The following is a 26,530-nucleotide window of genomic DNA, read 5'->3' as shown; positions in this document are numbered from 1 at the left end:
GCGGCTACCCGACTCGACACGAGATATGCGGGCCAATTTCGGCCCCTGATGCAATCGTTGTCCTCTTGACCCTGGGAGGAGCATGGGACACATGGCAGACCGATACATCGAAGTCTCCCTCGCCAAGCGGGGAGTTCAGTGCACGGCAAAGCTGCTCGACGACCGGGCGCCGATCACCTGCGCGGCGGTGTGGGACGCACTCCCTTTGGGCGAGGACGTCTATCACGCGAAGTACGCCCGCAATGAGATCTACGCCCTCTTTCCGGCCTTCGCGGACCGCGAGCCGCCCCTGGAGAACCCGACCGTCACGCCCATCCCCGGAGACCTCTGTTATTTCTCCTTCAACGGTACGCAGCTGGGTACCCAGGCCTATGGGTACGAACCGGCCGCCGACGTCAAGGCAGGGGCGACCGTCGTCGACCTCGCCCTCTTCTACGAGCGCAACAACCTGCTCCTCAACGGCGACGTCGGCTGGGTCCCCGGCATCGTCTGGGGCCAGGTCGTCGAAGGCCTCGACCAGATGGCCGAGGCCTGCAACGACCTGTGGCGCGGGGGCGCGCAGGGGGAGACGCTGAACTTCCGCAGGGCCTGAAAGGCCGGGTCTGAAGGCCGGGTCTGAAGGCCGCGCCTGAAGGCCGCGCCTGAAGGTCAGCTCACCGCGGGCGGCGCGATTCCCGCGCTGCCCGCCTCGTACAGCGCATGCGCGGCCCGCAGGACCAGCGCGTCCGCATGCCGCGCCGCCACGATCTGCACCCCGACCGGCAGACCCTCGCCGTCCACCCCGCAGGGCACCGTTGCCGCCGGCTGCTGCGTCATGTTGAAGGGGTAGGTGAACGGCGTCCACCCCGTCCACCGCCGATGGCCGGAACCCTTCGGTACCTCCGCTCCCGCCTCGAACGCGGTGATCGGCAGCGTGGGAGTGACGAGCAGGTCGTACGTCGAGTGGAAACGGCCCATCCGGCGGCCGAGCTCCATCCGTACGTCGACCGCCGCCAGATACTCGAGCGCGCTGTAGCGCGCGCCCCGCGCACAGATCTCCCGCAGCCCCGGGTCGAGCAACTCCCGCTGTGCGGGCGACAGATGCTGCGTCACCCGCGCCGCGCCGCTGAACCACAGGGTGTGGAAAGCCTCCACCGGGTCCGAGAAATCGGGGTCGGTCTCCTCGACGTACGCACCCTGCGCGGCCAGCGACTCCACCGCGCGCCGCACCGCCGACGCGACCGCCGGCCGCACCGCCACCTGGCCGCCGAGCGAGGGCGAGTAGGCGATGCGCAGACCGCGTACGCCGCCTTCGATGCCCGCCCGGAAGCTGCCGGCGACCGGGCCCAGCTGCGACCAGTCCCGCCAGTCGGGGCCGCTGATCACATCCATCAGGAGCGCCGCGTCCGCCGCGTCCCGAGTCATCGGCCCGACGTGCGCGAGGGTGCCGAACGCCGAAGCGGGATACAGCGGCACCCTTCCGTACGTCGGCTTCAGCGCGAAGATCCCGCAGAACGCGCCGGGGATACGCACCGAGCCGCCGCCGTCCGTGCCCAGGGACACCGGCGCGGCGCCGTACGCCACGGCGGCCGCGCTGCCGCCGCTCGATCCGCCGGCGGTGCGCGAGTGATCGTACGGATTGCGCGTGACCCCGTTCCGCGGGCTGTCCGTGACGCCCTTCCAGCCGAACTCGGGCGTCGTCGTCTTGCCGATGAACACCGCGCCGTGCTCCCGAAGCCGGGCCACCGAAGGCGCGTCCTCGTCCCAACTTCCTTCCATGCGCACGGTCTTGGAGCCCCGCAGCGTGGGCCCGCCGCGCTGCAGCAGGAGGTCCTTGACGGAGACAGGAACCCCGTCGACCAGACCCCGCGGCTCGCCCCGCCGCCACCGCTCCGCACTTGCGTCGGCCGCCGCGATCGCCTCGTCGGCGTCGATGCGCACGAACGCGTTCACGGCGGGCTGCACCTCCTCGGCCCTGCGCAGCGCGGCCCGTGTCGCGTCGACCGGACTGAATTCACCCTTGCGATAGCCGTCGACGAGTTGCCCGGCGGAGAGATCCGTGAGCTCGGTCATGCACGCTCCTCGGTGCAGAGGGGATGGGGCCGTGGATCAATGCCCGGGTACATACCCACGTTTCTTGTCGACCACGTTCGACAGGGGCCGCCCGGCCGCCCACTCCTCGTACAACTCGACGAACTGCGCGCCCAGTTCATCGCGCCAGCCCACCGTGTCCCCGCTCATGTGCGGCGACACGATGAGCCCCGGTGCCGTCCACAGCGGGCTGTCCGCGGGCAGCGGCTCGTGCTCGAAGACGTCGAGCGCCGCGCCCGCGATCCACCGGTTCGCCAGGGCCGCCGCGAGATCGTCCTCGACGACGAGCGCGCCGCGCCCGATGTTGATGAAGCGCGCGGAGGGCTGCATCATGCCGAACCGCCGCCCGTCGAACATGCCGCGCGTGGCGTCCGTCAGCGGCGCCGCGCAGATCACCCAGTCGGCGCGCGCCATGAGCCGGTCCAGCTCCTCGGCGCCGTGCACGCCGTGCTGCGCCTTGCGGCCCACCAGCGCCGTGATGATCCCCAGCGCCTTCAGCGTACGGACGATCGCATGCCCGATCGGGCCCGAACCCACCACGCACGCGCGCGTGCGGGCCACCCGCTGGGACTCGCGGTGCCGCCAGGTCCGCTCGCCCTGGAGCCGGAGGGTGTGCGGCAGGTCCTTGGCCATCGCCAGGACGAGCGCGGCCACGTACTCGGCGATCGGCTGGTCGAAGACGCCCCTGGCGTTGGTGACCACGGTGTCGGATGCGGCCAGTTCGGGGCACATGAGGCGGTCCACGCCCGCGCTCGCGGTGTGCACCCAGCGGGGTCTTGGGCCCTCGCCGGGCCAGGCGTCGCGCACCGCGTCCGAGAGGAAGTCCCACACCAGCAGCACATCGGCGAGCGGAAGTTGCTCCGCGAGGGTGTCCGCGTCCGCGTGCAGGATCCGGGCGCGCCCGGTGAGGCTGCCGAGGCGGGGCGGCGGGGCGGGGGAGGGGGCGTCGAGGACGAGGACAGTGGCGGCCGCGGCATCAGCCGCCGCATCGGGTGTCGAATCGGACATCCGGGAGAAACCGTTTCGCAATGAGAGTCCGCTTCCCTGAGATACGTGTCGGCCAGGGCCGTCTGAGATGCGCGGATTGACCACGCTCGCACCTGAAACTACCTTCGTCAACAGAGGTGCTCTATCACAAGCACCCCATTACTGAGTACTCTCCGTACGAGGTCGTAGCACTCTCTGTAGCGCTTTCTCGGCGCATCTTGCCCCGTCCCGACGTCCCGGCGCGTCGCCGGTTCCGCATCATCTCCCGGCCCCCGGCCGGTCCCTCCAATGCACGCACGCACGAACTTGGGGCCTGCTCATGGACGTCTCCTTCCTCGGCGGACCACACCCTCAGCGCGGTGTAGGTGTCGTCGCCCCTTTCGACTTCGCCCTCGACCGGGAACTCTGGCGCTGGGTTCCCGACGAGGTCTCCCTCCATCTGACACGCACTCCGTACGTGCCCGTCGAGGTCAGCCTCGACCTGGCGCGCCTGGTCAGCGAGCACGAGACGCTCGGCGAGGCGGTCCGCGCGCTGAGCGCCGCCGAGCCGGAAGTCCTGGCGTACGCCTGTACGTCGGGCAGTTTCGTCGGCGGCATCGCCGGTGAGCGGGCGATGTGCGAGGCGATGACCCGCGAAGGCGCGGTCACCTCCGTCACGACGTCGGGCGCGCTGCTCGAAGCGCTCGACGACCTGGGGGCGCGGCGCATCGCCCTCGTCACGCCCTACACCTGGTCGGTCACCCAGTCCCTCGAGGACTATCTGGCCGAGGCCGGGGTGACCGTCATCGGCCGCGCCTATCTGGGCCTGACCAGGCACATCTGGAAGGTGCCCTACCGGGACGTGGCCGACATGGCGCGGCGTGCGGTGCAGGGCGGCGTCGACGCGCTGTTCATCAGCTGCACCAACCTCCCCACGTACGACGTCATCCCGCAGCTGGAGGCCGAGCTGCGGGTTCCGGTCATCTCCGCGAACCAGGTGACGATGTGGTCCGCCCTCCGCCGGCTGGGTACGCATGCGGTAGGGCCCTACCAGGCGCTGATCACCCCGAGCGCGAGGCCGGGCGCGGGCACCGTCCCCGGTCCCGGCGCGGTGCCGGACGCCATGCCGCTCGACCCGCCCCAGGGGCTGCCCGAAGGACCACCACCGCTGCCTTGAAGGAGGCTGGAAGTGACCGCACTTGGTTTCCTCTACCCGGGTCACTCGGCTGAGGACGACTACCCCCGCATGGAGCAGATGCTGGGCAGTGACATCCGTCTGCAGGTCGTCCACACGGACATCGGAGAGGACGCGCACCGGGTCGACGCGCTCCTGGAGATGGGCTCGCCGAAGCGGCTCGCTGCGGGCGTCGAGGAGCTGCGCCTGTCCGGCGCGGAGGCGGTGGTGTGGGCGTGCACCAGCGCGAGCTTCGTCTTCGGCTGGGAGGGCGCGCACGACCAGGTCCGCGCGCTCGCCCGGGCGGCGGGTCTCCCGGCGTCCAGCACGTCGTTCGCCTTCGCCCATGCGGTACGTGAGGTGGGCGCGACCCGGGTCGCGATCGCGGCGACGTATCCGGAGGACGTGGCGGGGCACTTCGCCGCGTTCCTGAAGGCGGCGAAGATCGAGGTCGTCTCGACGCGCGGGAGCGGCATCATCACGGCGGCGGAGGTCGGCACGTGGGGCTGGGAGGAGGTCAAGGCGATGGCCCTGGCGGGCGACCACCCCGATGCGGAGGCGGTGCTGCTCCCGGACACGGCACTGCACACGGCGGCGTACGTCCGTGACCTGGAGAAGGAAATCGGAAAGCCGGTCCTGACGGCCAACCAGGTGACGGTCTGGGAGGCCCTGCGCCTGGCGACGCGAAGGGTGAACGCGCCCACGCTGGGGGCCTTGTTCACGAAGGAGCCGCTGGTCCAGGTGAAGGGCTAGCTCTCCCCGCTCTCCCTGCGGGGCAATCGGGTGGGTGGGCGGGAAAATCTTTCCGCCCCACCCACGGAAAGCCGAAGGAATAAACCGGAGCCACCCTCCTGTTCGCACCCTGCGGAGCAAGAACTCACCCCAGCAGGAGGCAGGGCACCGTGACCGTGGACCCGACCGACGACATCCGAGGCACCCGGCAGGGAACCGCCCCCGTTCCGCTGTCCGTCCTGGACCTGGTGACCGTGGGCGCCGGCCGCACGGCCACCCAGGCGCTGCGGACCAGCGTGGACATCGCCCGCCTCGCGGAGACCCGCGGCTACCACCGCTACTGGGTGGCCGAGCACCACTCCATGCCGGGAGTCGCCTCCTCGTCGCCCGCGGTGATCCTCGCCCATCTGGCGGCCCACACGACCCGCGTCCGCCTGGGCTCCGGCGGCGTCATGCTCCCCAACCACGCCCCCCTGGTCATCGCGGAGCAGTTCGGCACCCTGGAGGCGATGGCCCCGGGCCGCGTCGACCTGGGCCTCGGCCGCGCCCCCGGCACGGACGGCGCCACCGCGGCCGCGCTCCGCAGGACGGACCGCCTGAACGAAGGCGCGGACGACTTCCCCGAGCAGCTCGCCGAGCTCACCCGCTTCCTCGACGACGACTTCCCCGACGGGCATCCCTACGCCCGCATCCACGCCGTACCCGGCCCCGTTCAGGCCACCTCGCCCGGCGGCGTCCAGTCCCCGAACCGCCCGCCGATCTGGCTGCTCGGTTCCTCCGGCTTCAGCGCCCGCCTCGCCGGAGCGCTCGGCCTGCCCTTCGCCTTCGCGCACCACTTCTCCGCGCAGAACACGGTCCCGGCGCTCGACCTCTACCGCGAGTCGTTCAAGCCCTCCGCGGTCCTCGACGCCCCGTACGCCCTCATCGGCGTATCCGCCCTCGCCACGGACGACGAGCAGGAGGCCCGCCGCCAGATCATGGCCGCCGCCCTGAACATGGTCCGGCTGCGCACCGGCCGCCCCGGCCTCGTCCCCACCCCCGAGGAGGCCGAGACGCACGAGTTCACGGAGATGGAGCGGGATTTCGTCAGGAGCTGGAACTCCAACGTCATCCACGGCACCGCCGACCAGGTCCGCACCGGCCTCGACGACCTCGCCAAGCGCACCGGCGCCGACGAGCTGATGATCACGGCCAACGCGCACAGCGGCGAACTCCGCCTGCGCAGCTACGAACTCATCGCGGACGAGTACGGACTGCCCAAGGGATAGCCGTCACGTCCCGGCGAGCAACGCGGAGATACGATCCGGCGCCACGGGCCGGGAGTACAGCCACCCCTGACCCGTGTCGCACCCGATCCCCCGCAGCCGCGAGGCCTGGGACGCGGTCTCCACGCACTCCGCGGTCACCGTGAGCCCGAGCCGGTGCGCGAGCTGCACCAGGGCCTCCACGATGATCTCGTCGGCGGGGTTGATGTGCGCCTCGCCGGCTTCCGCGTCGTACTGGAAACCCCGTACGAAAGATCCGTCCAGCTTCAGGACGGACACCGGGAGCCGGCTCAGATACGCCAGGTTCGAGTACCCCGTGCCGAAGTCGTCGATGGCGATGCGCACTCCCATGTCGCTGAGCGACTGCAGCGCCTGAAGCGGCCGCCCCGCCGAGCCCATCACGGCGGACTCGGTGAGCTCCAGTTGTACGAGTTCGGGGGCGAGCCCCGTCTCGGCGAGGATCTCCGCGACGTCGGCGACCAGGTCGGAGTCCCACACCTGGCGCACGGCGACATTGACGCTCACGAAGACCGGCGGCCGCTCCGGGTGGTCCAGCTGCCACTGCCGGGCCTGGCGGCACGCCGTACGCAGTACCCAGCGGCCCAGTTGGACGATCGAACCGTCTTCCTCCGCCAATCCGATGAACCGATTCGGCGTGAGCAGTCCGAACTGCGGATGCTGCCACCGCACGAGCGCTTCCACCCCGTGCAGCCGGCCGTCGTCGAGGCCCACCAGCGGCTGGTAGTCCAGGACGAACTCGCCCCGGTCGACGGCGGGACGCAGTGAACTGGCAAGCGCCTGGCGGGTCATGCGGTGGGCGTTGCGCTCGGGGTCGAAGAGCGTCCAGCGGGCCTTGCCGTCGGCCTTCGCCCAGTACAGCGTCGTGTCGGCAGCCTGCATCAGGCAGGTGGCCGTGGTCCCGGTGGCCCGCCGCTCCACGACGCCGATGGACGCCGACACGGACAGCCGCTGGCCCGACAGGTCGAATGGGGCCTGGAGCGCCTTGAGCGCCGTGTCGGCGAGATCCGCCAACTGGTCGGTGCCCGTGGAGTCCTCCACCAGCAGCGCGAACTCGTCGCCGCCGAGCCGCGCCACCAGCGGCGCCGCGGTCCTGCCGTACCCGGCGTCGTCGGCGCACCGCGTGAGCCGCTCGGCGACCGCAGCGAGGAGCCGGTCGCCGACCCGGTGGCCGAGGGTGTCGTTGACCGCCTTGAACCCGTCGAGGTCGAGGTAGCACAGGCCGACCCGTCCGGTGCCCGTGTCGTCGTACGCACCCGCTTCCAGCGCCCCGGCGAGCCGCTCGAAGAACAGGCTGCGGTTGGGCAGCCGGGTCACCGGGTCGTGCATCTGGAGGTGGCGGAGCCGCGCCTGGAGCTCGCGGCGCGCGCTGATGTCCGTGGCGGCGAGCAGCACCGTGCGGCCGCCGGGCATGGGGGAGACGGTGAGCTGCACCCACAGGGAGTGCCCGTCGGGGTGCTTCAGGCGCCGGGTGCAGCGCAGCTTCGCCTGGCGGCCGCGGAGCACTTCGCGGTACGCGTGCCAGGTGCGGGCGTCCGACGCCAGATCCACCAGATCGGCTGCGAGGCGGCCGCTCAGCTCGTCCGGGGACTCGCCGAGCAGTTCGGCGAGCGCGTCGTTGGCGTCCATGACGAGGCCTTCGGCGTCGACCACGGCGAGGGCGAGCGGGGCGGCGGCGAAGGCGGCCCGGTGATCGGCCGGCTCGCGGCGGCCACGCTCCGTGAGGGGCGCCCGGGCGAGGCCGGGCGCTGTGACTGCTGTGACCGCTGTGGACAGGGGGCCTTTAGACGTTCCGTTCACCGCTTGCTCCCGCAGTGCAGTTGTTCGGCGAGGCCGGGCACGCGCAGGGTCGGCGAGGCCTGGCCCGCGCGGGAAAGAGTGCCGATCATAGGGGCAGGCCAGCGGGCGCTTCCAGCCGCAGCATGGCGTCGCGTGGCGGCCGTGGGGTGCGCGGAGCCGGTGCGAGCGCCGGGCCGGTACCGGGGCGCGCCGGGCGACAGATCGTTTCTGCTCGCCCCTGCGTCGCTTCCTTCGCGCGACGACAACTTGTGACGTTCCGTGAGCGCTCGGACGTACTCCTCACCCGGCTGGTCCAGGCAAACAGGGCGAATGTGATTAAAGCACCTCAGGGTAGGTGGGATGCCCCGTATTCCGCACCCGGAGGTCGACGTGCCGCGTCAGCTACCCCCCTGGGGACTCACCCGTGGAGGGGAGAGACCCCGGCTGCGCAGCACGGCCGCCGCCCTCACGTCCCTGACCGCTCTTGCCGCCACCGGTCTGGTCGCGGGGCCCGCCACCGCCAAGACCACGGCGGGTCCGTGCGCCCTGCAGCGCACATCGGCCCACCACTCGGAGGGCCTCGACAGCTGGAACGGCGCCTATCCCCGCCCGGACCGGACCCTCCACGCGGTGATGATCTTCCTCTCCTTCCCCGACTCCCCGCCACTGACCGAGCCCGATGAGCTCGCGGCCGACTACTTCCCCGCCACCAGCGACTTCTTCGACCGCGCCTCGTACGGCAAGTTCGCGCTGCGCCCGCATCCGCGGCGCGAGTGGGTCGAGATGCCGGAGGACTCCACCTCGTACGCCATAGAGCGCGACTGGAACGCGTCGCGGCGCAGCGCCTATCTGCGCGACGCGGTGGCCGCGGCCGACCCGGGCGTCGACTTCTCCCGCTACGACGTCGTCTACCTCGTCGCCGACCCGGACGCGCCCGGCGTCGACTCGGACGCGACGAAGGTCGTCAACTTCGACCGTCCGATGCGGGCCGACGGCTCCGACATCAAGCGCATCGTGACGGTCTTCGAGCGGCACCCGCCGGACCGCAACGTCCTGGCCCATGAGACGGGCCACGTCTTCGACCTGCCCGATCTCTACCACCGGCCGACCGACGGCAAGGGCGACTGGGACACGTACGTCGGCGACTGGGACGTCATGGGCAGCCAGTTCGGGCTCTCCCCCGACCTCTTCGGCTGGCACAAGTGGAAGCTCGGCTGGCTGGACCCGCGGCAGGTGGTGTGCGTGTCGGGCGGGGAGCGGCGGCTGACCCTGGAGCCGCTGTCGGTCAGGCCGGCGCGCGGTGGCGTCGGCGGCACCAAGCTGGCGGTGGTCCGCACGGGCCGCGACAGCGCGATCGCGATCGAGGCCCGGGGCGCCGAGGGCAACGACCACGCGACCTGCAGCGAGGGCGTGCTCGTCTATCACGTACGCAACGAGGCGCCGTCCGGCGGCGGCCCGGTCGAGGTCGTCGACGCCCACCCGGACACGGAGGCCTGCTGGGGCGACTCGGTGTATCCGCCGCTCGCGGACGCGCCGGTGGGGGTGGGGGAGAGCTTCACGGTGCCGGACGCCGACGTGCGGATCGAGGTCGAGGGGCGGACGGCCACGGGGGCCTGGACGGTGAAGATCTCGGCCCGGTGAGCATGGCCCGGTGATCACGGTCCTGTGATCACGGTCCGGTGAATCACGGTCCGCCGACACGCAAGAAGCCCCTCGCTTCCGCGAGGGGCTTCTCACCGTCTGTGCGCCGCCAGGGACTCGAACCCCGGACCCGCTGATTAAGAGTCAGCTGCTCTAACCAACTGAGCTAGCGGCGCCTGCTGACGTCGTAGACCTTAGCATCCTGATCGCCGCCAGGAAAAATCGATATACGGACCGCGGAGCCCGCCGTGGCGCGGGCCGCGCGGACGCAGGCCCAGAGCATCACCTCGGGTCCCGGAAGCCAGGGATGCCGGGTGTCGGGGGCGACGAGCCAGCGGGAATCGAGGCGTCCCGCGGTGGGCGTACCGCACTGTCCTGCGGTGAGCGGCGGCACCGTCACCGCGTCGCCCGTGCCGTGGCAGAGCGCCGAGGGGACGGCGCGGCCCCACTCCTCCCACTCGAGCAGCGAGGGCAGCCGGTGGGCGGTGCCGGGGGAGGCGAAGAGCAGCATGCGGCCGCGGTGCTCGGCGACCGGGCCCGAGCCGGGGCCCTCGTCCCATAAGCGGTCGAGCATGCGGCGCCCGAAGACCGCGGGGACGCTCACCACGTCGAAAACGGTGCCGCAGGGGAGTACGGCCGGGGCGGTGGGGCGGGCGCGCCAGTGGATGAGCGTGCTGTGCGGATACGTTTCCGTAGAGGCGAGCCAGGCAGCTCCCTCGGTGGTGACGTCGCTGACGGGGGCCGGGTGGAGATGCGTGCTGCTCATGGCAGATACATCTACCGGTAGTGGGCGTTCCATTTCTGAGAGTTATGGGAAATCGGGACAAGAGGGGGGCGAGGGGAGTATCTTGCCCCCTTGGCATATGCCCCGTGATCTTGTTGGCGGGAGAGGCGTCGGATCAGGCGTCCCTCGCGCCGGTCCCGCGCAGCAGGTCCCGGCCGAACTCGACCATCTTCTTCGCGTAGTCCTCGGTCCACTGCGCGCGCTCGGCGATCGCCGCGTGCGTGAGGCGGTCGAAGCGGCGCGGGTCGGCGAGCTGGGCGGCCGCGATGGCCTGGAACTCGATCGACCGGTCCGTCGCGGCACGGAAGGCGTGGGTCAGCTCGGTGGCGCGGTCGAGCAGCTCACGGGGGTCCTCCATCGACTCCAGGTCGAAGAAGTGCTCCGGGTCGGCGGCCGCCTCCGTGGGCTCGAAGAGCAGGGGCGCGGGTCGCAGACGCTGTTCGGACCGGGGCCGCTCGGGCTCCGCCATGGTTCTTCCTCCTCGTACGGTTTCCGGCCATGGGGCCGTCTTCCATTGTCTCGTGCCGCGCAAGAGGGCCTTTCGCTCCGCGGGCTGTGCGGATTCGTGTGCGGGTACTTTGTGGCTGGTCGCGCAGTTCCTCGCGCCCCTTCGGGGCGCTGGTCATGGCCGCCAGGCCACCCGGTGCTCCGCCAGGCGGGCCAGGACTGCGTGGTTCGCTTCCCAGCCGTCCGGGCTGTATTCATTGGCCGCCTCCGGCGGCGTGCCGGACTCCGTCCGGCGTGGGCGGCGGGATGTGTCGGTGCCGGGTGGGCGGGCGCCCAAGTGCCGGTCACGGTCGCCACGCCACCCGGTGCTCCGCGAGCCGGGCGAGCACGGCGTGGTTCGCCTCCCAGCCGTCCGGGAACTTCACCGTCACGCCCAGTTGGACCGGTTCCGTCGACGGGTGGTCGTCCAGGAGTTCGCTGACGCCCGCGCGGCAGATCACGATGCAGGCGTGGCGGTGGCGGGATGCCAGGACGCAGAGGCGGCCCGTCTCCAGGTGGAAGGCGGTGGCGTCCGGGCGGCCGGAGAGCGGGTGCAGGACCACCGTCACGTCGAATTCGCGGCCCTGCAGCCGGTTCGCCGTGTCCACCGTGACGTCCGCGACCCCCAGGTCCGCGAGGGCCGCGCGCACCGCCGCCGCCTGGTCGCGGTGCGCGGTGCCGACGGCGATGCGGTCGGCGGTCAGCGGCGTGGGGTCCGGGCCGCGCTCCGAGGTGGCCGCGCCGCCCCGGTCCAGGAGGCGGCGGACGACCTGGGCCACCGCCCGTACGGCCTCCGGGTCCGTACGCGGCGTGTTCCGCGCGGGCAGCTCGAGCAGGCCCCAGCCCGACTCCGCCGCCTCGTCGATCACCCGGTCGGGCCCTGAACCGTCCGACGGCACCCCGAAGTCGAGCCTCCGCTCGCCGTGGTCCGTGCCGCTGCGGAACGGCGTGTACGGGTAGAAGGCCGCCGACACGAGGGGCGCCGCCGACGCCGGGAGGCGCCAGGACACCGGCAGGCGGTGCTGCGGCAGCCCCGGATTGTGTGCGAGCAGCGTCGTCACCGCGGACGCCGACGGGTCGTACGCGAGGCCCGCCCACTGCTCGGCGCCGACGATCGAGAACGGGTCGAGCTGACCCGGGTCGCCCACGAACAGTGCACGCTCGAAGAGCCCGGCCACGGCGAGCAGCGCGTCCGAGCGCATTTGGTACGCCTCGTCCACGATGGCGTGCCCCCAGGGGCCGTCGAGCTTGGCGACCTCGACGTGCGCCCACTTCGCCGCGGTCGAGATGACCACGTCGAGCCCGGCAAGATCGGCGGCCTTCGTGGACGTCCGCACGGACGGCACATCGTCCAGTGCCTTGTCGTACGCGTCCGGATCGCTGCTGTGCAGCCGGCCGACCGGGAGCTCGGGGTCCTTCTCGGCGAGCCGCAGGACCAGGTCGTCGACCTGCGCGTTCGTCTGCGCGATGACCATCAACGGGCGCCCCGCGGCGGCCAGTTCGCGGGCCGCGCGGACCACGAGGGTCGACTTGCCCGCGCCCGGCGGTGAGTCGACCACGACACCCCGGTGCGCGCCGTGCAACGTGTCGTGCAGGATCGCGTCCGTGGCCCTGGCCGCTGCCGCGCCGGGGTCGAAGGGGGCTGCTACGGGACTCACAGGGTGTCCTCCGGAGTCACGGGATCGGGGCTCTCGGCGGCGTCGCCCGGCGGGCCGCCATGCGTCCAGGGGGTTTCCTCGGGGTCGGGCAGCTTCGGCCCGCCGCGCTGCTCGTGCTCGAAGAGCGTCCAGCAGATCCGGTCGCCCTTCTCCGGCACCGAGCCCGCGTCGGGCTCCTTGCCGCGCCCCATCTTGTCGGTGACGCGGAGGATGACGGCGCCTCCACCTTCGTACGCGACGAACTCGGCGGTCTGCGGCTTGCCTTGGAGCGAGCGGTACACCTTCGCGCGCTCGGCCAGGTGCGGGTGGTCGTCCGTCCGGATCGTGACCAGGGGGCGCGGCCTCGGGTTCTTGCTCTCGCTGTACGCCATGACCACCTCCGTCACCTCACCGGTGAAGGCCTCTCCGGCGAGCCGGCGGCCCGCCATCACCAGGGGGTCGTCGAGCGCCTCCTGGGCCTCCAGCCTGGCCTGTTCGCGCTCGCGGGTGGCCAGCTTGTTGGCCGCCGTGACCGCGTCGTCGACGCGGGGCTGCGGGGGTTCGCCCGCGGTCACGCGGTCCCGGTGGCCGGTGAACGACCAGCGGTCACGGGTCCAGCGGTCCGCCGCGTGCGGCGCCTCGGGGAGCGTGCACAGCGCGTCAAGGCCGCGCCACACCGCGTCCCAGGTGGGACGGGTCCTGCTGTCGATCAGGGCGCGGATCTCCCGCTCGGCGGCGGCCAGTTCGGCGAGTCGGGCGTCTGCCTCGACACCGTCCTCGGCGGTGGCGAGGACGCCGCGTGCGCGGTCGTAGCGCTCGATGGCCGGGGCGAGCAGGCGGTTGTCGAACGCGGGGTCCGTGGCGGGGCCCGCGGGCGGGCAGAGCAGCTGGCCGTCCTTGTCCCGCGCCAGCTCCGCGCGGAGCGCGGCGTCGGCTCCGGAGGTGCCGTCCGGGGCCTCGATCCAGGCGAGGAGGGCGCCCAGGTGCTGGTCCTCCAGGCTGCTCTGGCCGGTGGCCCAGTGGCGTGAGAGCAGATCGGTCATGGCGGTCAGGAGCGAGGACCCCGGGACACGGGCACGCTCCCCGAAGTGCGTCAGCCAGCGGCCGAGGAGGGGGACGCGGGGCGGCGCGGGGTAGGGCGCGTCCGGGTCCTGCTCGGCGGTGCGGCGGAAGCGGGTCGAACGGCCGATGAGCCGTACGAAGTCGATGCCGGCCCGGCTCGGGACGATCAACTGCGGGGCATCCGCGCAGAGTTCGACCTCCACCTTCACCCGCTTGCCGGTCTCCGGATCCGTCTCGCTGCGCTCCGCCGCCTCGACCTCTTCGGCGTACGAATCGACGTACTCCAGGACGGTGTCCGCGAGTTGGGAGAGGAAGGTGAACCGGAGGTCGCGGTCGCGGGGCTGGGGTACGGCGATGAGGCGGGGCGCGGTGCGCTCCGTGCCGACGAGGGCGCCCAGGGGGGCACCGGCTTCACCGGCGGTGGTGAGGGGGACGAGGACCAGGGGGCGCTGGGAGAGGTGCCGGTGTCTCACGGTCGCCCGCGGCTGTGCGCGCCCGGTAGTCACCGCCTCCAGACGGGCGAGGTTGTCGATCAGTGACACGGGGCCTCCTCTTTCGCCTGCGGACCGCGGTGGCCAACGCCGCCGCTCCGCGGCGGATCCTCCCCGCCCACCCACCCGTTCACCCGGCATCGGACGCTCGCCGCCGACCGACGGCGAGGGCGGCTGAGGCCGTCGATCAGGGAGACGGGAGCCTCCTCCAGCTGCGGACCGCGCCCGCCGCCCTCGCCGCTCCGCGGCGGATTGCCCACCCGCAGCCAACCAACCGCTGCCGGGCAATCGGGCGGGTGGATGGGAGAGCGGTTGGCTGCGGCAGGGGATAGGCGCGGCAGGGTGAGGGGGCCGCCGACGGTCGCTGCCGGGTAAACGGGCGGGTGGGTGGGAGAGCAGTCGGCGGGCCGCGCAGCGAGGGGGGTCAGCATTCCCCACCCCCGGCAGGACCGCCCAAGGCGCCCCCGCCAGCCAAGGCGCCCACGCCAGCAAGCGCCTCGGCCCGCAGCGCCGCCGCCCTCCGCAGCGCCGCCACCGCCGGGTCCGTCGGATCGCCCGTCACGCCGTGTGCCGCCGAGAGGACTCCCTCCACCGTCGTCAGGCCGCCCAGCTCCCCGCGAACCGCCCGGCCCAGGGACGTGACGGCGCCTTCCTCGCGGGAGCGTTCGCGGCAGTGGAAGGCCAGTTCGCAGGCGGCCAGGCACTCGGGGGCGTACGTCGCGGGGACGGATTCGACCGCGGCCGTCAGGGCTTCGGCAGGGCCGTTGACGTCGAACGTCGTGCCCGGCGGCAGCGCTGCCGCGATGTCCTCGATACGGGTGAGGCGCGCCAACTGGCGTCTGGTCACCGAGAGTTGCTTGCGGACGTCGATGGCCGACGCCGCGGGGAGGTTCGAGAAGTCCTTGGGGCAGACGAGCAGGACGTGATGCCGGACCCGGGGCGCGGGCTCCATGCGGGCCGCCACGCGCTCGAGCGCAAGTGCGTACACCGCCGACTGGCGTGCGGCCGCGCCCACCTTCGACGCGTCCGCCGAACCGTCGATCATCGGGAAGGACTTGATCTCGACGACCGTCCAGGTGCCGTCCGGATGGATCACCACCGCGTCCGGCTCCAGGAACGCCGGTGTCCCCGCGACGTCCAGCGCCAGCATGGGGTGGTCCAGGAGCGTCCAGCCCTCCGCCGACGTCGCCTCGCGCAGGGCAAGTGACGTACGCGCGGCCCGTCCCTCGGGGCCCACCGCGGCGAGGTCGGGGACCGACGACTCGCCCGGCACCGGCTCAGGACCGCCCCCGAGCCGCGCATGCGCGAGGCGAAGCAGCTCCGCGCCGCCGTCCGCCTTGACCCGCGCCTCGAAGGCATTGCCCCGCATGAACGCGAACTGGGACTGCCCGAAGGAGCCGGGAGAGCCGAGCGACTGCGCCAGCGTCGCCTTGTCCACCCCCGCACCGTCGAGCAGCGCTCGCCTCTGGCATCCCGGATTCGCGGCGAGGGCGGCGAGCGCACGGGCGTCGAGCGGCTTCGCGGGGACGTCAGGTCCCCGCAGCTCAGCGAGCCGCTGTCGCAGTGCTGTCCCCCGCGTCGGCGGACTGGGCACCCGGCTCGGCTCCTGACTCGGCAGGCCGCTTGCGCGGTCGGGGAATTCGCTCACCTGTCGAAGTCTGGCACTCGCCACTGACAATTGAGGATTCTGGGGCGTGCGAGGCACCGCGCCGCGCGGTGGACGAGCCACTGAGCGCCCCCGCTCCCGATGCCCCGACCCCCGATGTCCCCGTGCCCGATGCCCCCGCCGCGGCCGAGCCGGAGTGCGATGTGACCACGGCCGACGGCTGCCACGCCCCCACCGGCGCAAGCCCGAACCGCTCCCGCGCCCGGTCCGCGAGCCCGAGCACCGGCCGTACGAGCAGCAGGCCCACGCCCATCACGGCGATCCCCGCGACCGCGTCGAGGAGGTAGTGGTTCGCGGTGCCCATCACGACGATCGTGGTGAGCAGCGGGTAGGCGACCGCGACGGCCCTGGTCAGCGGAGTGCGTCCGTGGCGCCACAGCAGCACCCCGCACCACAGCGCCCACCCCACGTGCAGGCTCGGCATCGCCGCGTACTGGTTGGTCATGCCGCCGAGGCCGCGCGGCGCGCTCGCCTCGCCGCCCCACCAGCCGAAGTCGCTGTACTGCGCCATGGTGTCGACGAAGCCGTGGCCCTCGGCCAACAGGCGGGGCGGGCACGTCGGAAGGAGGGTGAAGCCGACCAGGCCGATCAGGGTGGAGATCATCAGCCACGCGCGTGCCGCGCGGTAGTGGACCGCGCGGCTGCGGAAGAGCCATATGAGGACCGCCGGGGTCACCAGATAGTGCAGCGAGGCGTACCAGAAGTCGGCCGGGACGCCTATCCAGGAGTTCGCGGTGAAGAGACGGTTCAGCGGGCTCTCGGCGTTGATGTGCAGGAACTTCTCGGCACGCAGCAGCGCCAGACCGTGGTCGACGGCGGTCGACACATCGCCGCGCGCGAGCAGCCGGCCCGCCGAGTACGCGGCGTACACCAGGGCTATCAACGGCAACTCGGTCCACCAGCGAAGCCGTTGCCCGCTGCTCCCCCCGATGCCCGGAGCGTCGGTCTGCGGCATCCGGCCGGTCCCCCATCCATTGTCTTGCGGTCGCCCAGTGGTCGTTCCGCGTTCGTACTCCAGTACTGGCCGACTCACTTTACGGCGTACGCGAATACCCCCCGGAGGCGACCTCCAGTGGACTTAGACGCTGAGATCGTCGGACGGGTTGCTCCTTGTGGGCACGAGTGATCGGGGCCTCGCGCGTGGGTGATGATGGAGGGTACGGACAGCCATCTGTCCGCAGAATTCGTCCTTTGGCGGCCGATGGCCGCCGACTCGGAAAGGCTCGTCATGGCACCGCGCATCCTGCTGGCCCGGCACGGACAGACCGAGTGGTCCCTGTCCGGAAAGCACACCGGCAGGACGGATGTCCCGCTTCTGGAAGAGGGCCGCCGCGGCGCGAAGCTCCTGGGCGAGCGACTGCACCGCGCTCCCTACGACGGCCTCCCGGACGTCGAGGTGCGCACGAGCCCCCTCTCCCGCGCGCGGGAGACCTGCGAGATCGCCGGCTTCGGGGACCGGGCCACCACCTGGGACACGCTCATGGAGTGGGACTACGGCTCCTACGAAGGAATGACCCCGGCCGACATCCAGGCGGTCCGCCCCGGCTGGTTCATCTGGCGCGACGGCGTCCCCAGGGGAGAGACCCTGGAGCAGATCACCGCCCGCGCGGACGAGGTGGTGGCCTGGGCGCGCGAGGCCGACCGCGACGTCCTGGTCTTCGCGCACGGACACATCCTGCGGTCCATCGGCGCACGCTGGCTTGGCCTCGGCATCGACTTCGCCGCCCGCATCCGGCTCAACCCGACCTCGATCTCGACCCTCGGCTGGGCCTATGGCGAACCGGCCATCGAGTCGTGGAACGAGACCGGGCACCTGGCGTAGAAGCGGGCACCTGACATAGAACCGGGCACCTGGCACAGAAGGCCGAAAGCGGCCGCGGCTACACGGCCCGCGGCAGCGATGCGTGCCGCTCCAGGAAGCCGCCGACCCCCGAAGCCCGCCGGTGCGGCAGCAGCACCCGCGCCGTCGTCGCGAGCATCGACTGGATACGGGACGACTGCACCTCGTCCAGGAGCGTGAGCACGCGCAGGCCCGCGGTCGCCGCCTCGTCGGGGCGGCCGGCCCGGGCCAGGTCGTCGGCGAGCTCGGCGGTGTAGAGGGCGATGTTCCGGGTGAACTGCGGGGTCTGCGCCGATGCCACGCCCGCAGCGCGCCGGGCGTGCCGGGCCGCCCGCTCCCAGTCGCCGAGCGCCGACCAGCACTGCGCCTCGAGCCCGTCGAGTTCGGCCTCCCCGTAGAAGCTCATCCACTCCGGGTCGGCGTCCGAAGGGCCCCGGTCGAAGAGCGCGTGCGCACGGGCCAGCGACCGCTCGCAGCCCGCACGGTCGCCGAGCCCCGCCCAGCCCCCGGCCTCGCGCAGCGCGATCAGCGAGACCAGCCGGGGCGACGAGAGGTGCCGGGCGGCACGCGCCGCCGCCTGCGCCGCACGCACCGCCTCCCGGGGCCGGCCCGCGTCGCGCGCCAGGAAGGCCGTATTGCAGAAGGCATGCGCCTCCAGGGCCGGGTCGCCGGCCATCCGGGCGGTCGCGAGGGCCTCGGCGTAGTGCGAGCGCGCGTCGTCGAAGCGCCCCGAGTCATGCGCCAACCAGCCCACGGAGATGGCCAGTTCACCGGCGCCGGTGTGCAGCCGGTCCGCCGTCGACTGCCGGGTGGTTCCGGCGTCGAGCAGGGCGTAGGCCGTCTTCAGCGGGGCGGAGGCCCTTCGGTAGAGCCCGTCGGCGCCGTGCCGGTCGTCGAGCAGCCGGATCTTCCGCACGGCCTCCTCGACCGCGCTCACCTCCGCTTCGCCCACGCGGCTGCCGCGCTGTGCGGCGGCTTCGGCCGGGTCCTGGGCGGCGAGCCCGAAGGGGCCCAAAGAGGCGGCGGCCACGGTGGCCGTGCCGCTCATGAATGCGCGACGCAGCACGTCGCTCTCCTCGTGACTCTGGATCTCGTACGGGTCGCACTCGTGGGACTCGGAGCCGGGCGGCCCGGACGGAGGGGACTCATACAGCTGGATCGTGGTGTGTGGTGCGGGCGCTTCGGACTCGTTGCGCGCCCCCCGCCCGCGCACCGCCGAGCGGGGGGTGAACCCCAGGTCCGTCAGCGTCCGGCCGGGAAACATGTGCAGGAACACCCGCTCGTACGCGTAGTTGGGGCAGCGGATCTCGCCCGCCTCCACGCGCCCGATGTAACGGGCGTCGCAGCTGACGCGCTCGCCGATCTCACGAGCGGCCCGGCGGACCGCGGCGGCGAACTCACCCGGCGAGCGCTGCCCGCGCAGCTGCCGGAAGAGAAGATTCCGTCGTGGAGACTGAGTTGACGATGTCATCGGTGACGACGCCATGGCCTGACCCTCTCGTGCGGATCGTGCCGGAGTGTGCCGCATCTCGTGGATCTGGCGGTGCTGCCCCTGTTCCGGCGGAGCACGAACGTACCGGCTGTGACCGGGGCGCCACGCGGAGTTTGGCTACAAACGGGATATCTCACCCACGATCTGCCATGAACTGCCATCCTTTGCGGCGGCGTGCCGCCGTAGCCGTTGACGCCGCCTCGCGTTGAACCATGCGGAGAGGGAGCGACGCGGCTTCCACCCTTGCGAGGAGGGGTCCCCATGTTGGAGATCGGCACGGAGAACGCTGTTTCGCGGGCATCGTCGACGACGGCTGCCCATCTGCCGAGCCAGGACCACAGTGCGGCGCCCGCCTCGCCGCCGGGGCCTGCGGACTGCTGCGACCTGGTGACGGTGCCCGCCCGGCAGGGCCTCGAGGCCGTCGACATCCTGCGCCGGGCCGCGGGCGAGGGCGACGGGGTCGGGCCCGTGCTGCACGACGGGAGCTGCGACACCCTGGGCTTTCTGGTGCCGCCGGGGACCGCGGACGGCTGGGATCTGCCGGGGAGCGCCTGTACGCAGACCTTCGGGCACGGGGTGAGTGTGTACGGCGCCGAGCCGGAGCCGGTGCCTGCGCCGCCTGTTGCCGGGACGGGGTGGCTGCTTCCGCCGTCCGGCGAGGCCGATCCGGTGACTGATCCCGCTGTGCTGCGGGCCGCGCTGGGGCAGGCCGCCCGGACCATCGAGGCCGCGGACAGCTGTCGCTGAGGCCCTGCCCACGGCAGCGCGGGCAGGGGTGCTGTTCTGCGCGGATAATGGGCTGATGGCAAGAAACAGGCGGGGGCGGGAAGCGGCCGAGGCCGTTGTCGAGGAAGTGGACGGCGGGCTCGCCGAGCTGATGCCGGACCGGGACCGGCCGCGTGCCTGGACGCTGCTCGTCGACGGTGCCCCGCAGTCCCACGTAGACCTCGACGACCCGGCGTATCTCGACTTCGAGTACCAGCGCAGGCTCGGACACGTGGCCGATCTCGTGGCGCCCGCCGGAAAGCCGGTCCACGCCCTGCACCTCGGGGGCGGCGCCTTCACCATGGCCCGCTACATAGCCGCGACCCGCCCCCGCTCCACCCAGCAGGTCATCGAGCGCGACACGGCGCTCATCCAACTCGTCCGCCGCGAACTGCCGTTGGACCCCCAGGCCCGGGTACGGGTGCGCGGCGCCGACGCCCGCGAAGGCCTCGCCAAGATCGCGGACGGCTGGGCGGACCTCGTCATCGCCGATGTCTTCAGCGGGGCAAGGACGCCCGCACACCTCACCAGCACGGAATTCCTCACCGACGTACGCAGGGTCCTGAAGCCCGGCGGGTACTACGCGGCCAACCTCGCCGACGGGCCGCCGCTCGCGCATCTGCGCGGCCAGCTCTCCACCGCCGCCGCCGTCTTCCCGGAGCTCGCGCTCATCGCCGACCCCGCCGTGCTGCGCGGCAAGCGGTTCGGCAACGCGGTGCTCGTCGGCCGCGATCAGCCGCTGCCGATCGCCGAGCTGACCCGGCGCAGCGCGGGGGACTCGCATCCGGCGCGGGTCGAGCACGGCAGGGCGCTCGCCGATTTCAGCGGGGGAGCGGCCGCCGTCACGGACGCCGGGGCGGTCGCGTCGCCCGCGCCGCCGCCGTCGGTCTTCCGCTGAACCGGCCAGGCCTCAGTACTTGTTGATCTCGACCGCCGGGGCGTGGTCGTGCCAGGTACAGAACGCGGAGACCCGGTCGGCGCCCGACGTGAACTCCACCCTGATCCAGGTGTCCTGCTTCCACACCTGGACCGACCAGCCCGCCGCCGGGGTCGCCGAGACCAGCGTCGCCGAGTCCTTGCCGAGGTCGAAGACGACCCGGCCGCCGTCGGTCGAGTAGCTCTTCACGTTGCCCGCCGTGGCGGCGGGGGCGGAGGAACCGCTCGGCGGGGGCTTCGGCGGATCCTTCTCGGGGGACCTGGACGGTTTCTGCGACTTCGACGGCTTTGAGGGCTTCGAGGAGTGCGTGGCGCCGGTGGTCGGCGTCGGATCGGGGCGGTGCGTCGAGGAGGAGAGCGGCTCGGCGTCGCCGCCGTCGGCGGAGAGCGGGACGGCCCGCGGCGGGTCGTACGCCGTGCCCGCCATCACCGTGTGGACACCCCACCAGGACAGCGTGACCGCGGCGCCGGTGGCGAGCGACCAAGCCATTGCGTGTACGAGTCCTCTGCGCATCGCCAGCCATACTGCACCACGCACCGCACAGGCGTCCCAGGAGGACCGGTGTCGTCCGTATGGCGTACGGTGCCGCCCATGGCAAGTGTGCTCGTCGTCGAGGATGACCAGTTCGTACGCTCCGCCCTCATCCGGCATCTGACCGAGGCATCGCACACCGTGCGCAGCGTCGGCACGGCCCTCGAGGCGCTGCGCGAGGTCGCCCATTTCCGCTTTGACGTGGTGATTCTTGACCTCGGTCTGCCCGATCTGGACGGTTCCGAGGCATTGAAGATGCTGCGCGGGATCACCGACGTACCCGTGATCATCGCGACCGCGCGGGACGACGAGACCGAGATCGTACGGCTCCTGAACGACGGCGCCGACGACTATCTGACCAAGCCGTTCTCCGTCGAGCACCTGTCGGCCCGGATGGCCGCCGTCCTTCGCCGCTCGCGCGCGACGGCGGGCGAGGCGCCGGCCGGCCGGGAGGAGATCCGGGTGGGCGGGCTCGCCATCGATCCGCTGCGGCGCCAGGCGGAGCTTGACGGGGCGCGGCTCGATCTGACCCGGCGCGAGTTCGATCTGCTCGCCTTCCTCGCGGGGCGGCCCGGAGTCGTCGTACCGCGCAAGGAACTCCTCGCCGAGGTGTGGCAGCAGAGTTACGGCGACGACCAGACCATCGACGTCCATCTGTCGTGGCTGCGGCGGAAGTTGGGCGAGACGGCGGCGCGGCCGCGCTATCTGCACACGCTGCGGGGGGTCGGCGTCAAGCTGGAGCCACCGCTGACGGAGCCACCGCTGTGAGATGGGCCCTGGTCAAGGTCTGCCTGGCCGTCACGACGATGGTCGTGGTGGCCTTCGCGGTACCGCTCGGGCTCGTCATCCAGGAGATGGCGCGGGACCGGGCCTTCTCGAACGCGGAGCGGCACGCGGCCGGCATGGGCCCCACGCTCTCCATCACCACCGACCGCGATCAACTGATGCGGGCCGTCGCCACGTCCGAGGCGGGCGGCGAGGGGCGGATGGCCGTCTACGTACCGGCGATCGACAAGACGCCCGCCCTGGAGATCGGCGACGGGCGCGCCGAGGCGGCGGCGGTGGAGACCACGCGCAAGGAGGGCCGGGCGCGGACGGCGACGGTCGACGGCGGCTTCGCACTGCTCCAGCCGACGGCGCTCAGCTCCGGCAAGATCGCGGTCGTCGAGATCTTCGTGCCCGAGGACGCGGTCAGCAACGGTGTCACCACGACGTGGCTGGTGCTCGCGGGCGTCGGCATCGCGCTGGTCATCGGGTCCGTGGCGGTCGCGGACCGGCTCGGCGTACGCATGGTCCAGCCCGCCAAGCGCCTGGTGGGCGCCGCGCACGACCTCGGCGAGGGGAAGCTGGGGGCGAGGGTGGTGGAGGAGGGCCCGACCGAACTGCGCCTGGCGGCGGTGGCGTTCAACTCCATGGCCGACCAGGTCGTCCAACTCCTCGCAAACGAACGCGAGTTGGCGGCCGACCTCTCGCACCGCCTGCGTACCCCGCTCACGGTGCTGCGGCTCAACGCGGCCTCGCTGGGGGACGGTCCGGTGGCGGAACAGACCCGCATGGCCGTGGAGAAGCTGGAGCGCGAGGTCGACACGATCATCCGCACGGCGCGGGACGCGAAGCCGCAGACCGCCACGGTCGGGCCCGGCGCGGGCTGCGACGCCTCCGAAGTGATCCAGGAGCGGATGGCCTTCTGGTCGGCGCTCGCCGAGGACGAGGGGCGCGAGGTGCGGGTGGCGGGGGTGGACCTGCCGGTGTGGATACCGGTGGCGCGCCCCGAACTGGTCGCCGCGCTCGACGCGTTGCTGGGCAATGTCTTCCGGCACACGCGGGAGGGCGCGGCGTTCGCGGTGGACGTGCACAGCGCCGAGGACGCGGTGATCGTCCTGGTCTCGGACGCGGGCGGCGGCATCGCCGATCCGCAGGCTGCCCTGACGCGGGGCGGCGGCTCCGGGGAGGACGGGTCGACGGGGCTCGGCCTGGACATCGTGCGGCAGTTGGCGGAGTCGACGGGCGGCGACGTCCGCATCGGCCGGTCCGTCCTCGGCGGAACCGAGGTCCGCATCTGGATCCAACTGGACGGCCGCAGGCCCGTGCCCGGGGGCCGGGGCCACCGGGGTTCGGTACGCCGCCGAAGGCGGGCCACTGCGGGGTAGGTCCCGCCCGCGGTCGTCGCGGAGGGCGGGCCACTGCGGGGTAGGTCCCGCCCACGGTCGTCGCGGAGGGCGGGCCACTGCGGGGTAGGTCCCGCCCACGGGGCGCGGAAATTCACCTACCCGCTTCGGGGTAATGGGCGGGTGGCTGGGGAAACCCCGCGCGGAGCGCGGAAATCCACCCACGGCCCGCACTAGACAGCGAACAATTAACCACCCCCGATCGCTCCCTTAAGCCCACCCTAAGATCCAGCCCTCCACCCGCTATGCCCCAAATGCCGCGCCCCCGCGGGGTTAACGTGCTGCACGCACCCACCCCCCGCACCCCCAAGGCAGGCAAGCGATGAGCACAACGCACCGGCGCACGGTAAGCACCAAGGCCAAGGTCATGGGCGGCCTCGCGGCAGCAGCCCTCGTCGGCGGCGGAGCCTTCGCCTTCTCCGCAACGGCCCAGGCGACCAAGGCCCCCGCTGAGAACACCGCCCAGGCCGAGGGCACCGCCAAGGCCGCCGCCCAGGCGAACTTCGCCCCGTTCGTGGACACTTCACTCGCCCCCGCGTACGACCTCGTCGACACGGCGACCAAGACCGGCGTGAAGGAGTTCAACCTCGCCTTCATCACCTCCGGCGGCGGCTGCGAGCCCCTGTGGGGCGGCACCACCGGCCTCGACGACGACAAGGTCGCCTCGCAGATCGGAGCCCTGCGGGACAAGGGCGGTGACGTACGCGTCTCCTTCGGCGGCGCCGCGGGATCCGAGCTCGGCCTCAAGTGCGACACCGCCGACGCGCTGGCCAAGGCGTACGGCAAGGTCATCGACAAGTACAAGCTGACGAAGGTCGACTTCGACATCGAGGGCGCCGCCCTGCCCGACACCGCCGCCAACACCCGCCGCGCACAGGCCATAGCGCAGTTGCAGAAGGAACACGAGGGCCTGGACGTCTCGTTCACGCTGCCCGTGATGCCCGAGGGGCTGACCCAGCCGGGCGTCGACCTCGTCGCCGACGCCAAGAAGAACGGCGTGAAGGTATCCGCGGTCAACATCATGGCGATGGACTACGGGCCGTCCTACAGCGGCGACATGGGCCAGTACGCCATCGACGCCGCCACCGCCACGCAGAAGCAGATCAAGGGCGCCCTCGGCCTGTCCGACGCCGAGGCCTGGAAGGCGGTCGCGGTCACCCCGATGATCGGCGTCAACGACGTCACCACCGAGATCTTCAAGGTGGAGGACGCCACGCAGCTGGTGAAGTTCGCCGAGGAGAAGGGCATCGGCTGGCTGGCCATGTGGTCGTCGACCCGCGACAAGGCGTGCGAGGGCGGCGCCAACAACGGTGCGCAGCCGACCTGTTCATCGATCGAGCAGGAGCCGCTCGCCTTCACGAAGGCGTTCGGCGCGTACAACAAGTAACGAGGAAAGCCCGCAGAGTCCACAGAGTCCACAGAGTCCGCACCTGAGCAACCACCCCCCAACGGCGCCTCGACCGGCATCCCCCCACCCGGTCGAGGCGCACTTTTGCGTCCGGTCAGTCGGCGACGTACTCCCGTGGCAGCTCGCCGCTCGCGGCGAGCTTCGCGTACCAGTGGGCGCTCGACTTCGGGGTGCGGGCCTGCGTCTCGTAGTCGACGTGGACCGCGCCGAACCGCTTGCTGTAGCCGTACGCCCACTCGAAGTTGTCGAGCAGCGACCAGAGGAAGTAGCCGCGTACGTCCGCGCCGGCGAGGATCGCGTGGTGCACGGCCGCGATGTGGGAGTGCAGATAGCGGACCCGGTCGGGGTCGTGGACCTGGCCGTCCTCGCCGGGCTTGTCGTCGTACGCGGCGCCGTTTTCCGTCACGTAAAGCGGAACCCCGGGAGCCTGAGCGGTGTACTCAAGCAGAAGGTCCGTGAGGCCGGTCGGATCCACCGGCCAGTCCATCGCGGTGAGCTCACCGGGCGCCCGGTGGAAGGAGACATGCTCGTCGGCGCCCGGCCAGGGGGAGTGCTCGCTTGCCCCGTGGCCGTCCTTGCGCGGGCCGGTGGCGGCGTCTTCTCCGGTGGCGGCCGAGACGACGGCGGGCGAGTAGTAGTTGATGCCGAGAAAGTCGAGGGGGTGCCGGGTGATGCGCAGATCGTCGTCCTGGACGAAGGACCAGTCGGTGAGGCGTGCGGTGTCGGCGACCAGATCGTCGTCGTACGTTCCACGGAGCATGGGCCCGGTGAAGACGCGGTTGGCCAGCGCGTCGATCCGGCGCCGCGCGTCGAGATCGCCGGCCGACGCGGTGAGCGGGCGCACCGCGCTCGGGTTGAGACTGACGCCGATGCGGGCGCGGGCCGGCAGCTGCTCGCGCAGCGCCTGGGCGCCGAGACCGTGCGCGAGGTTGAGATGGTGAGCCGCGCGCAGGGCGGCCACGGGGTCGGTGCGGCCCGGGGCGTGCACCCCCGAGCCATAGCCGAGGAAGGCGCTGCACCAGGGCTCGTTGAGCGTCGACCACATCTCCACGCGGTCACCGAGCGCCTCGCCCACGATCCCGGCGTACTCGGCGAAGCGGTACGCGGTGTCGCGCTCAGGCCAGCCGCCGCCCGCCGCGGATCCGCTGGGGAAGGCGTCCTCCAGCTCCTGGGGGAGGTCCCAGTGGTAGAGGGTCACCATCGGCTGGATGCCGTGGGCGAGCAGTTCGTCCACGAGTCCGCGATAGAAGTCGAGTCCGCGCTGGACGGCGGGCCCGCGCCCGGTGGGCTGCACCCGCGGCCAGGAGACCGAGAAGCGGTACGAGGTCAGGCCCAGGTCCGCCATCAGGCGTACGTCGTCGCGCCACCGGTGGTAGTGGTCGACGGCGACGTCCCCGGTGTCCCCGCCGAGCACCTTGCCCGGCGTATGGCTGAAGGTGTCCCAGATGGAGGGGGTGCGGCCGTCCTCCCGCGCGGCCCCCTCGATCTGGTACGCGGCGGTCGCGGCGCCCCACAGGAAGCCGGGCGGAAAGCGCAGGTTCTCACGTGCCATAGGAGCGCTCCCAAGGTTCGTACGGAAAGGGGGAGTTGAAAGGAGAAGCGAGGAGAGGGCGCGGGC

Annotated in this window: 22 protein-coding genes, 1 tRNA gene and 1 pseudogene; 11 read left to right on the top strand and 13 right to left on the bottom strand. The window is 72.1% G+C overall.

Annotated features, from left to right (window positions below; genetic code table 11):
- The first annotated feature begins 91 nt into the window (after nt 1–91).
- Entirely contained in the window at nt 92–592 is a 501-nt protein-coding gene (locus AB0G47_RS09315; protein WP_360766000.1) for a DUF3830 family protein, read from the top strand.
- A 56-nt stretch (nt 593–648) separates the two neighbouring features.
- On the opposite strand, the gene AB0G47_RS09310 is transcribed toward AB0G47_RS09315, so the two are convergent.
- Nucleotides 649–2,052 carry an amidase gene (locus AB0G47_RS09310; protein WP_360765997.1) on the bottom strand — a complete coding sequence of 468 codons (1,404 nt, stop codon included), beginning with the start codon at nt 2,050–2,052 and terminating at the stop codon, nt 649–651.
- A gap of 36 nt (nt 2,053–2,088) precedes the next feature.
- A complete protein-coding gene (locus AB0G47_RS09305) occupies nt 2,089–3,078 on the bottom strand; it encodes a D-2-hydroxyacid dehydrogenase (RefSeq protein ID WP_360765994.1) in 990 nt (329 codons plus the stop codon).
- A 298-nt stretch (nt 3,079–3,376) separates the two neighbouring features.
- Between AB0G47_RS09305 and AB0G47_RS09300 the strand changes: the two genes are divergently transcribed.
- From AB0G47_RS09300 to AB0G47_RS09290, 3 genes are all read left to right on the top strand, one after another.
- Complete coding sequence (locus tag AB0G47_RS09300) at nt 3,377–4,213, top strand: decarboxylase (protein ID WP_360765991.1); 837 nt, start codon at nt 3,377–3,379, stop codon at nt 4,211–4,213.
- Nucleotides 4,214–4,225: 12 nt separating this feature from the next.
- Nucleotides 4,226–4,963 (top strand): decarboxylase, encoded by a 738-nt coding sequence (locus AB0G47_RS09295; protein ID WP_360765988.1) that lies wholly within the window; start codon nt 4,226–4,228, stop codon nt 4,961–4,963.
- A 155-nt stretch (nt 4,964–5,118) separates the two neighbouring features.
- On the top strand, nt 5,119–6,210 hold the full coding sequence (locus AB0G47_RS09290; protein WP_360766567.1) for an LLM class flavin-dependent oxidoreductase: 1,092 nt from the start codon (nt 5,119–5,121) through the stop codon (nt 6,208–6,210).
- A gap of 3 nt (nt 6,211–6,213) precedes the next feature.
- Here the strand turns inward: AB0G47_RS09290 and AB0G47_RS09285 are convergent, their stop codons facing one another.
- A complete protein-coding gene (locus AB0G47_RS09285; protein ID WP_360765985.1) occupies nt 6,214–8,025 on the bottom strand; it encodes an EAL domain-containing protein in 1,812 nt (603 codons plus the stop codon).
- Between the two features lie 339 nt (nt 8,026–8,364).
- Here AB0G47_RS09285 and AB0G47_RS09280 point away from each other — a divergent pair, with 339 nt between their 5' ends.
- On the top strand, nt 8,365–9,645 hold the full coding sequence (locus AB0G47_RS09280) for a M6 family metalloprotease domain-containing protein (RefSeq protein ID WP_360765983.1): 1,281 nt from the start codon (nt 8,365–8,367) through the stop codon (nt 9,643–9,645).
- 102 nt (nt 9,646–9,747) lie between these two features.
- On the opposite strand, the gene AB0G47_RS09275 is transcribed toward AB0G47_RS09280, so the two are convergent.
- From AB0G47_RS09275 to AB0G47_RS09245, 7 genes are all read right to left on the bottom strand, one after another.
- Nucleotides 9,748–9,821, bottom strand: a tRNA-Lys gene (locus AB0G47_RS09275).
- The gene (locus tag AB0G47_RS09270) at nt 9,812–10,411 is read right to left on the bottom strand and encodes a hypothetical protein (RefSeq protein ID WP_360765980.1); all 600 of its coding nucleotides are present in this window, start codon (nt 10,409–10,411) and stop codon (nt 9,812–9,814) included. Before AB0G47_RS09270 ends, AB0G47_RS09275 begins: the two co-directional genes overlap by 10 nt.
- 133 nt (nt 10,412–10,544) lie before the next feature.
- Nucleotides 10,545–10,898 carry a hypothetical protein gene (locus AB0G47_RS09265; RefSeq protein WP_360765977.1) on the bottom strand — a complete coding sequence of 118 codons (354 nt, stop codon included), beginning with the start codon at nt 10,896–10,898 and terminating at the stop codon, nt 10,545–10,547.
- Nucleotides 10,899–11,220: 322 nt separating this feature from the next.
- The gene (locus tag AB0G47_RS09260) at nt 11,221–12,573 is read right to left on the bottom strand and encodes an AAA domain-containing protein (RefSeq protein ID WP_360765974.1); all 1,353 of its coding nucleotides are present in this window, start codon (nt 12,571–12,573) and stop codon (nt 11,221–11,223) included.
- Nucleotides 12,570–14,156, bottom strand: coding sequence for a hypothetical protein (locus AB0G47_RS09255; RefSeq protein ID WP_360765972.1), 1,587 nt, complete (start codon nt 14,154–14,156; stop codon nt 12,570–12,572). Before AB0G47_RS09255 ends, AB0G47_RS09260 begins: the two co-directional genes overlap by 4 nt.
- 373 nt (nt 14,157–14,529) lie before the next feature.
- Nucleotides 14,530–15,699 carry a hypothetical protein gene (locus AB0G47_RS09250; RefSeq protein ID WP_360765970.1) on the bottom strand — a complete coding sequence of 390 codons (1,170 nt, stop codon included), beginning with the start codon at nt 15,697–15,699 and terminating at the stop codon, nt 14,530–14,532.
- Nucleotides 15,650–16,726, bottom strand: a complete 1,077-nt coding sequence (locus AB0G47_RS09245; RefSeq protein WP_360765968.1) for a phosphatase PAP2 family protein — start codon at nt 16,724–16,726, stop codon at nt 15,650–15,652. The genes AB0G47_RS09250 and AB0G47_RS09245 overlap by 50 nt, the downstream gene beginning before the upstream one ends.
- 273 nt (nt 16,727–16,999) lie before the next feature.
- Here AB0G47_RS09245 and AB0G47_RS09240 point away from each other — a divergent pair, with 273 nt between their 5' ends.
- A complete protein-coding gene (locus AB0G47_RS09240; RefSeq protein WP_360765966.1) occupies nt 17,000–17,593 on the top strand; it encodes a histidine phosphatase family protein in 594 nt (197 codons plus the stop codon).
- Nucleotides 17,594–17,651: 58 nt separating this feature from the next.
- Here AB0G47_RS09240 and AB0G47_RS09235 read toward each other — a convergent pair whose 3' ends face one another.
- Entirely contained in the window at nt 17,652–19,097 is a 1,446-nt protein-coding gene (locus AB0G47_RS09235; RefSeq protein ID WP_360765964.1) for a tetratricopeptide repeat protein, read from the bottom strand.
- Between the two features lie 267 nt (nt 19,098–19,364).
- Between AB0G47_RS09235 and AB0G47_RS09230 the strand changes: the two genes are divergently transcribed.
- Together AB0G47_RS09230 and AB0G47_RS09225 are read left to right on the top strand one after the other, a co-directional pair.
- On the top strand, nt 19,365–19,850 hold the full coding sequence (locus tag AB0G47_RS09230) for a hypothetical protein (protein ID WP_360765962.1): 486 nt from the start codon (nt 19,365–19,367) through the stop codon (nt 19,848–19,850).
- Nucleotides 19,851–19,905: 55 nt separating this feature from the next.
- The gene (locus tag AB0G47_RS09225) at nt 19,906–20,766 is read left to right on the top strand and encodes a fused MFS/spermidine synthase (RefSeq protein ID WP_360765960.1); all 861 of its coding nucleotides are present in this window, start codon (nt 19,906–19,908) and stop codon (nt 20,764–20,766) included.
- A 12-nt stretch (nt 20,767–20,778) separates the two neighbouring features.
- Here AB0G47_RS09225 and AB0G47_RS09220 read toward each other — a convergent pair whose 3' ends face one another.
- Nucleotides 20,779–21,318 carry a hypothetical protein gene (locus AB0G47_RS09220; RefSeq protein WP_360765957.1) on the bottom strand — a complete coding sequence of 180 codons (540 nt, stop codon included), beginning with the start codon at nt 21,316–21,318 and terminating at the stop codon, nt 20,779–20,781.
- Between the two features lie 78 nt (nt 21,319–21,396).
- Between AB0G47_RS09220 and AB0G47_RS09215 the strand changes: the two genes are divergently transcribed.
- From AB0G47_RS09215 to AB0G47_RS09205, 3 genes and pseudogenes are all read left to right on the top strand, one after another.
- Entirely contained in the window at nt 21,397–22,104 is a 708-nt protein-coding gene (locus tag AB0G47_RS09215; RefSeq protein WP_360765954.1) for a response regulator transcription factor, read from the top strand.
- On the top strand, nt 22,101–23,486 hold the full coding sequence (locus AB0G47_RS09210) for a HAMP domain-containing sensor histidine kinase (RefSeq protein ID WP_360765951.1): 1,386 nt from the start codon (nt 22,101–22,103) through the stop codon (nt 23,484–23,486). The genes AB0G47_RS09215 and AB0G47_RS09210 overlap by 4 nt, the downstream gene beginning before the upstream one ends.
- A 508-nt stretch (nt 23,487–23,994) precedes the next feature.
- Nucleotides 23,995–24,891 (top strand): annotated as a pseudogene (locus AB0G47_RS09205) (chitinase); the annotation flags it as partial.
- A gap of 115 nt (nt 24,892–25,006) precedes the next feature.
- Here AB0G47_RS09205 and AB0G47_RS09200 read toward each other — a convergent pair.
- Nucleotides 25,007–26,464, bottom strand: a complete 1,458-nt coding sequence (locus AB0G47_RS09200; RefSeq protein WP_360765949.1) for a GH1 family beta-glucosidase — start codon at nt 26,462–26,464, stop codon at nt 25,007–25,009.
- Between the last annotated feature and the right edge of the window lie 66 nt (nt 26,465–26,530).

Origin of the sequence: Streptomyces sp. NPDC021622 (genome assembly GCF_040640795.1) — a bacterium.
Classification (GTDB): Bacteria; Actinomycetota; Actinomycetes; order Streptomycetales; family Streptomycetaceae; genus Streptomyces.
This window is presented reverse-complemented; position numbering and strand designations above follow the sequence as displayed.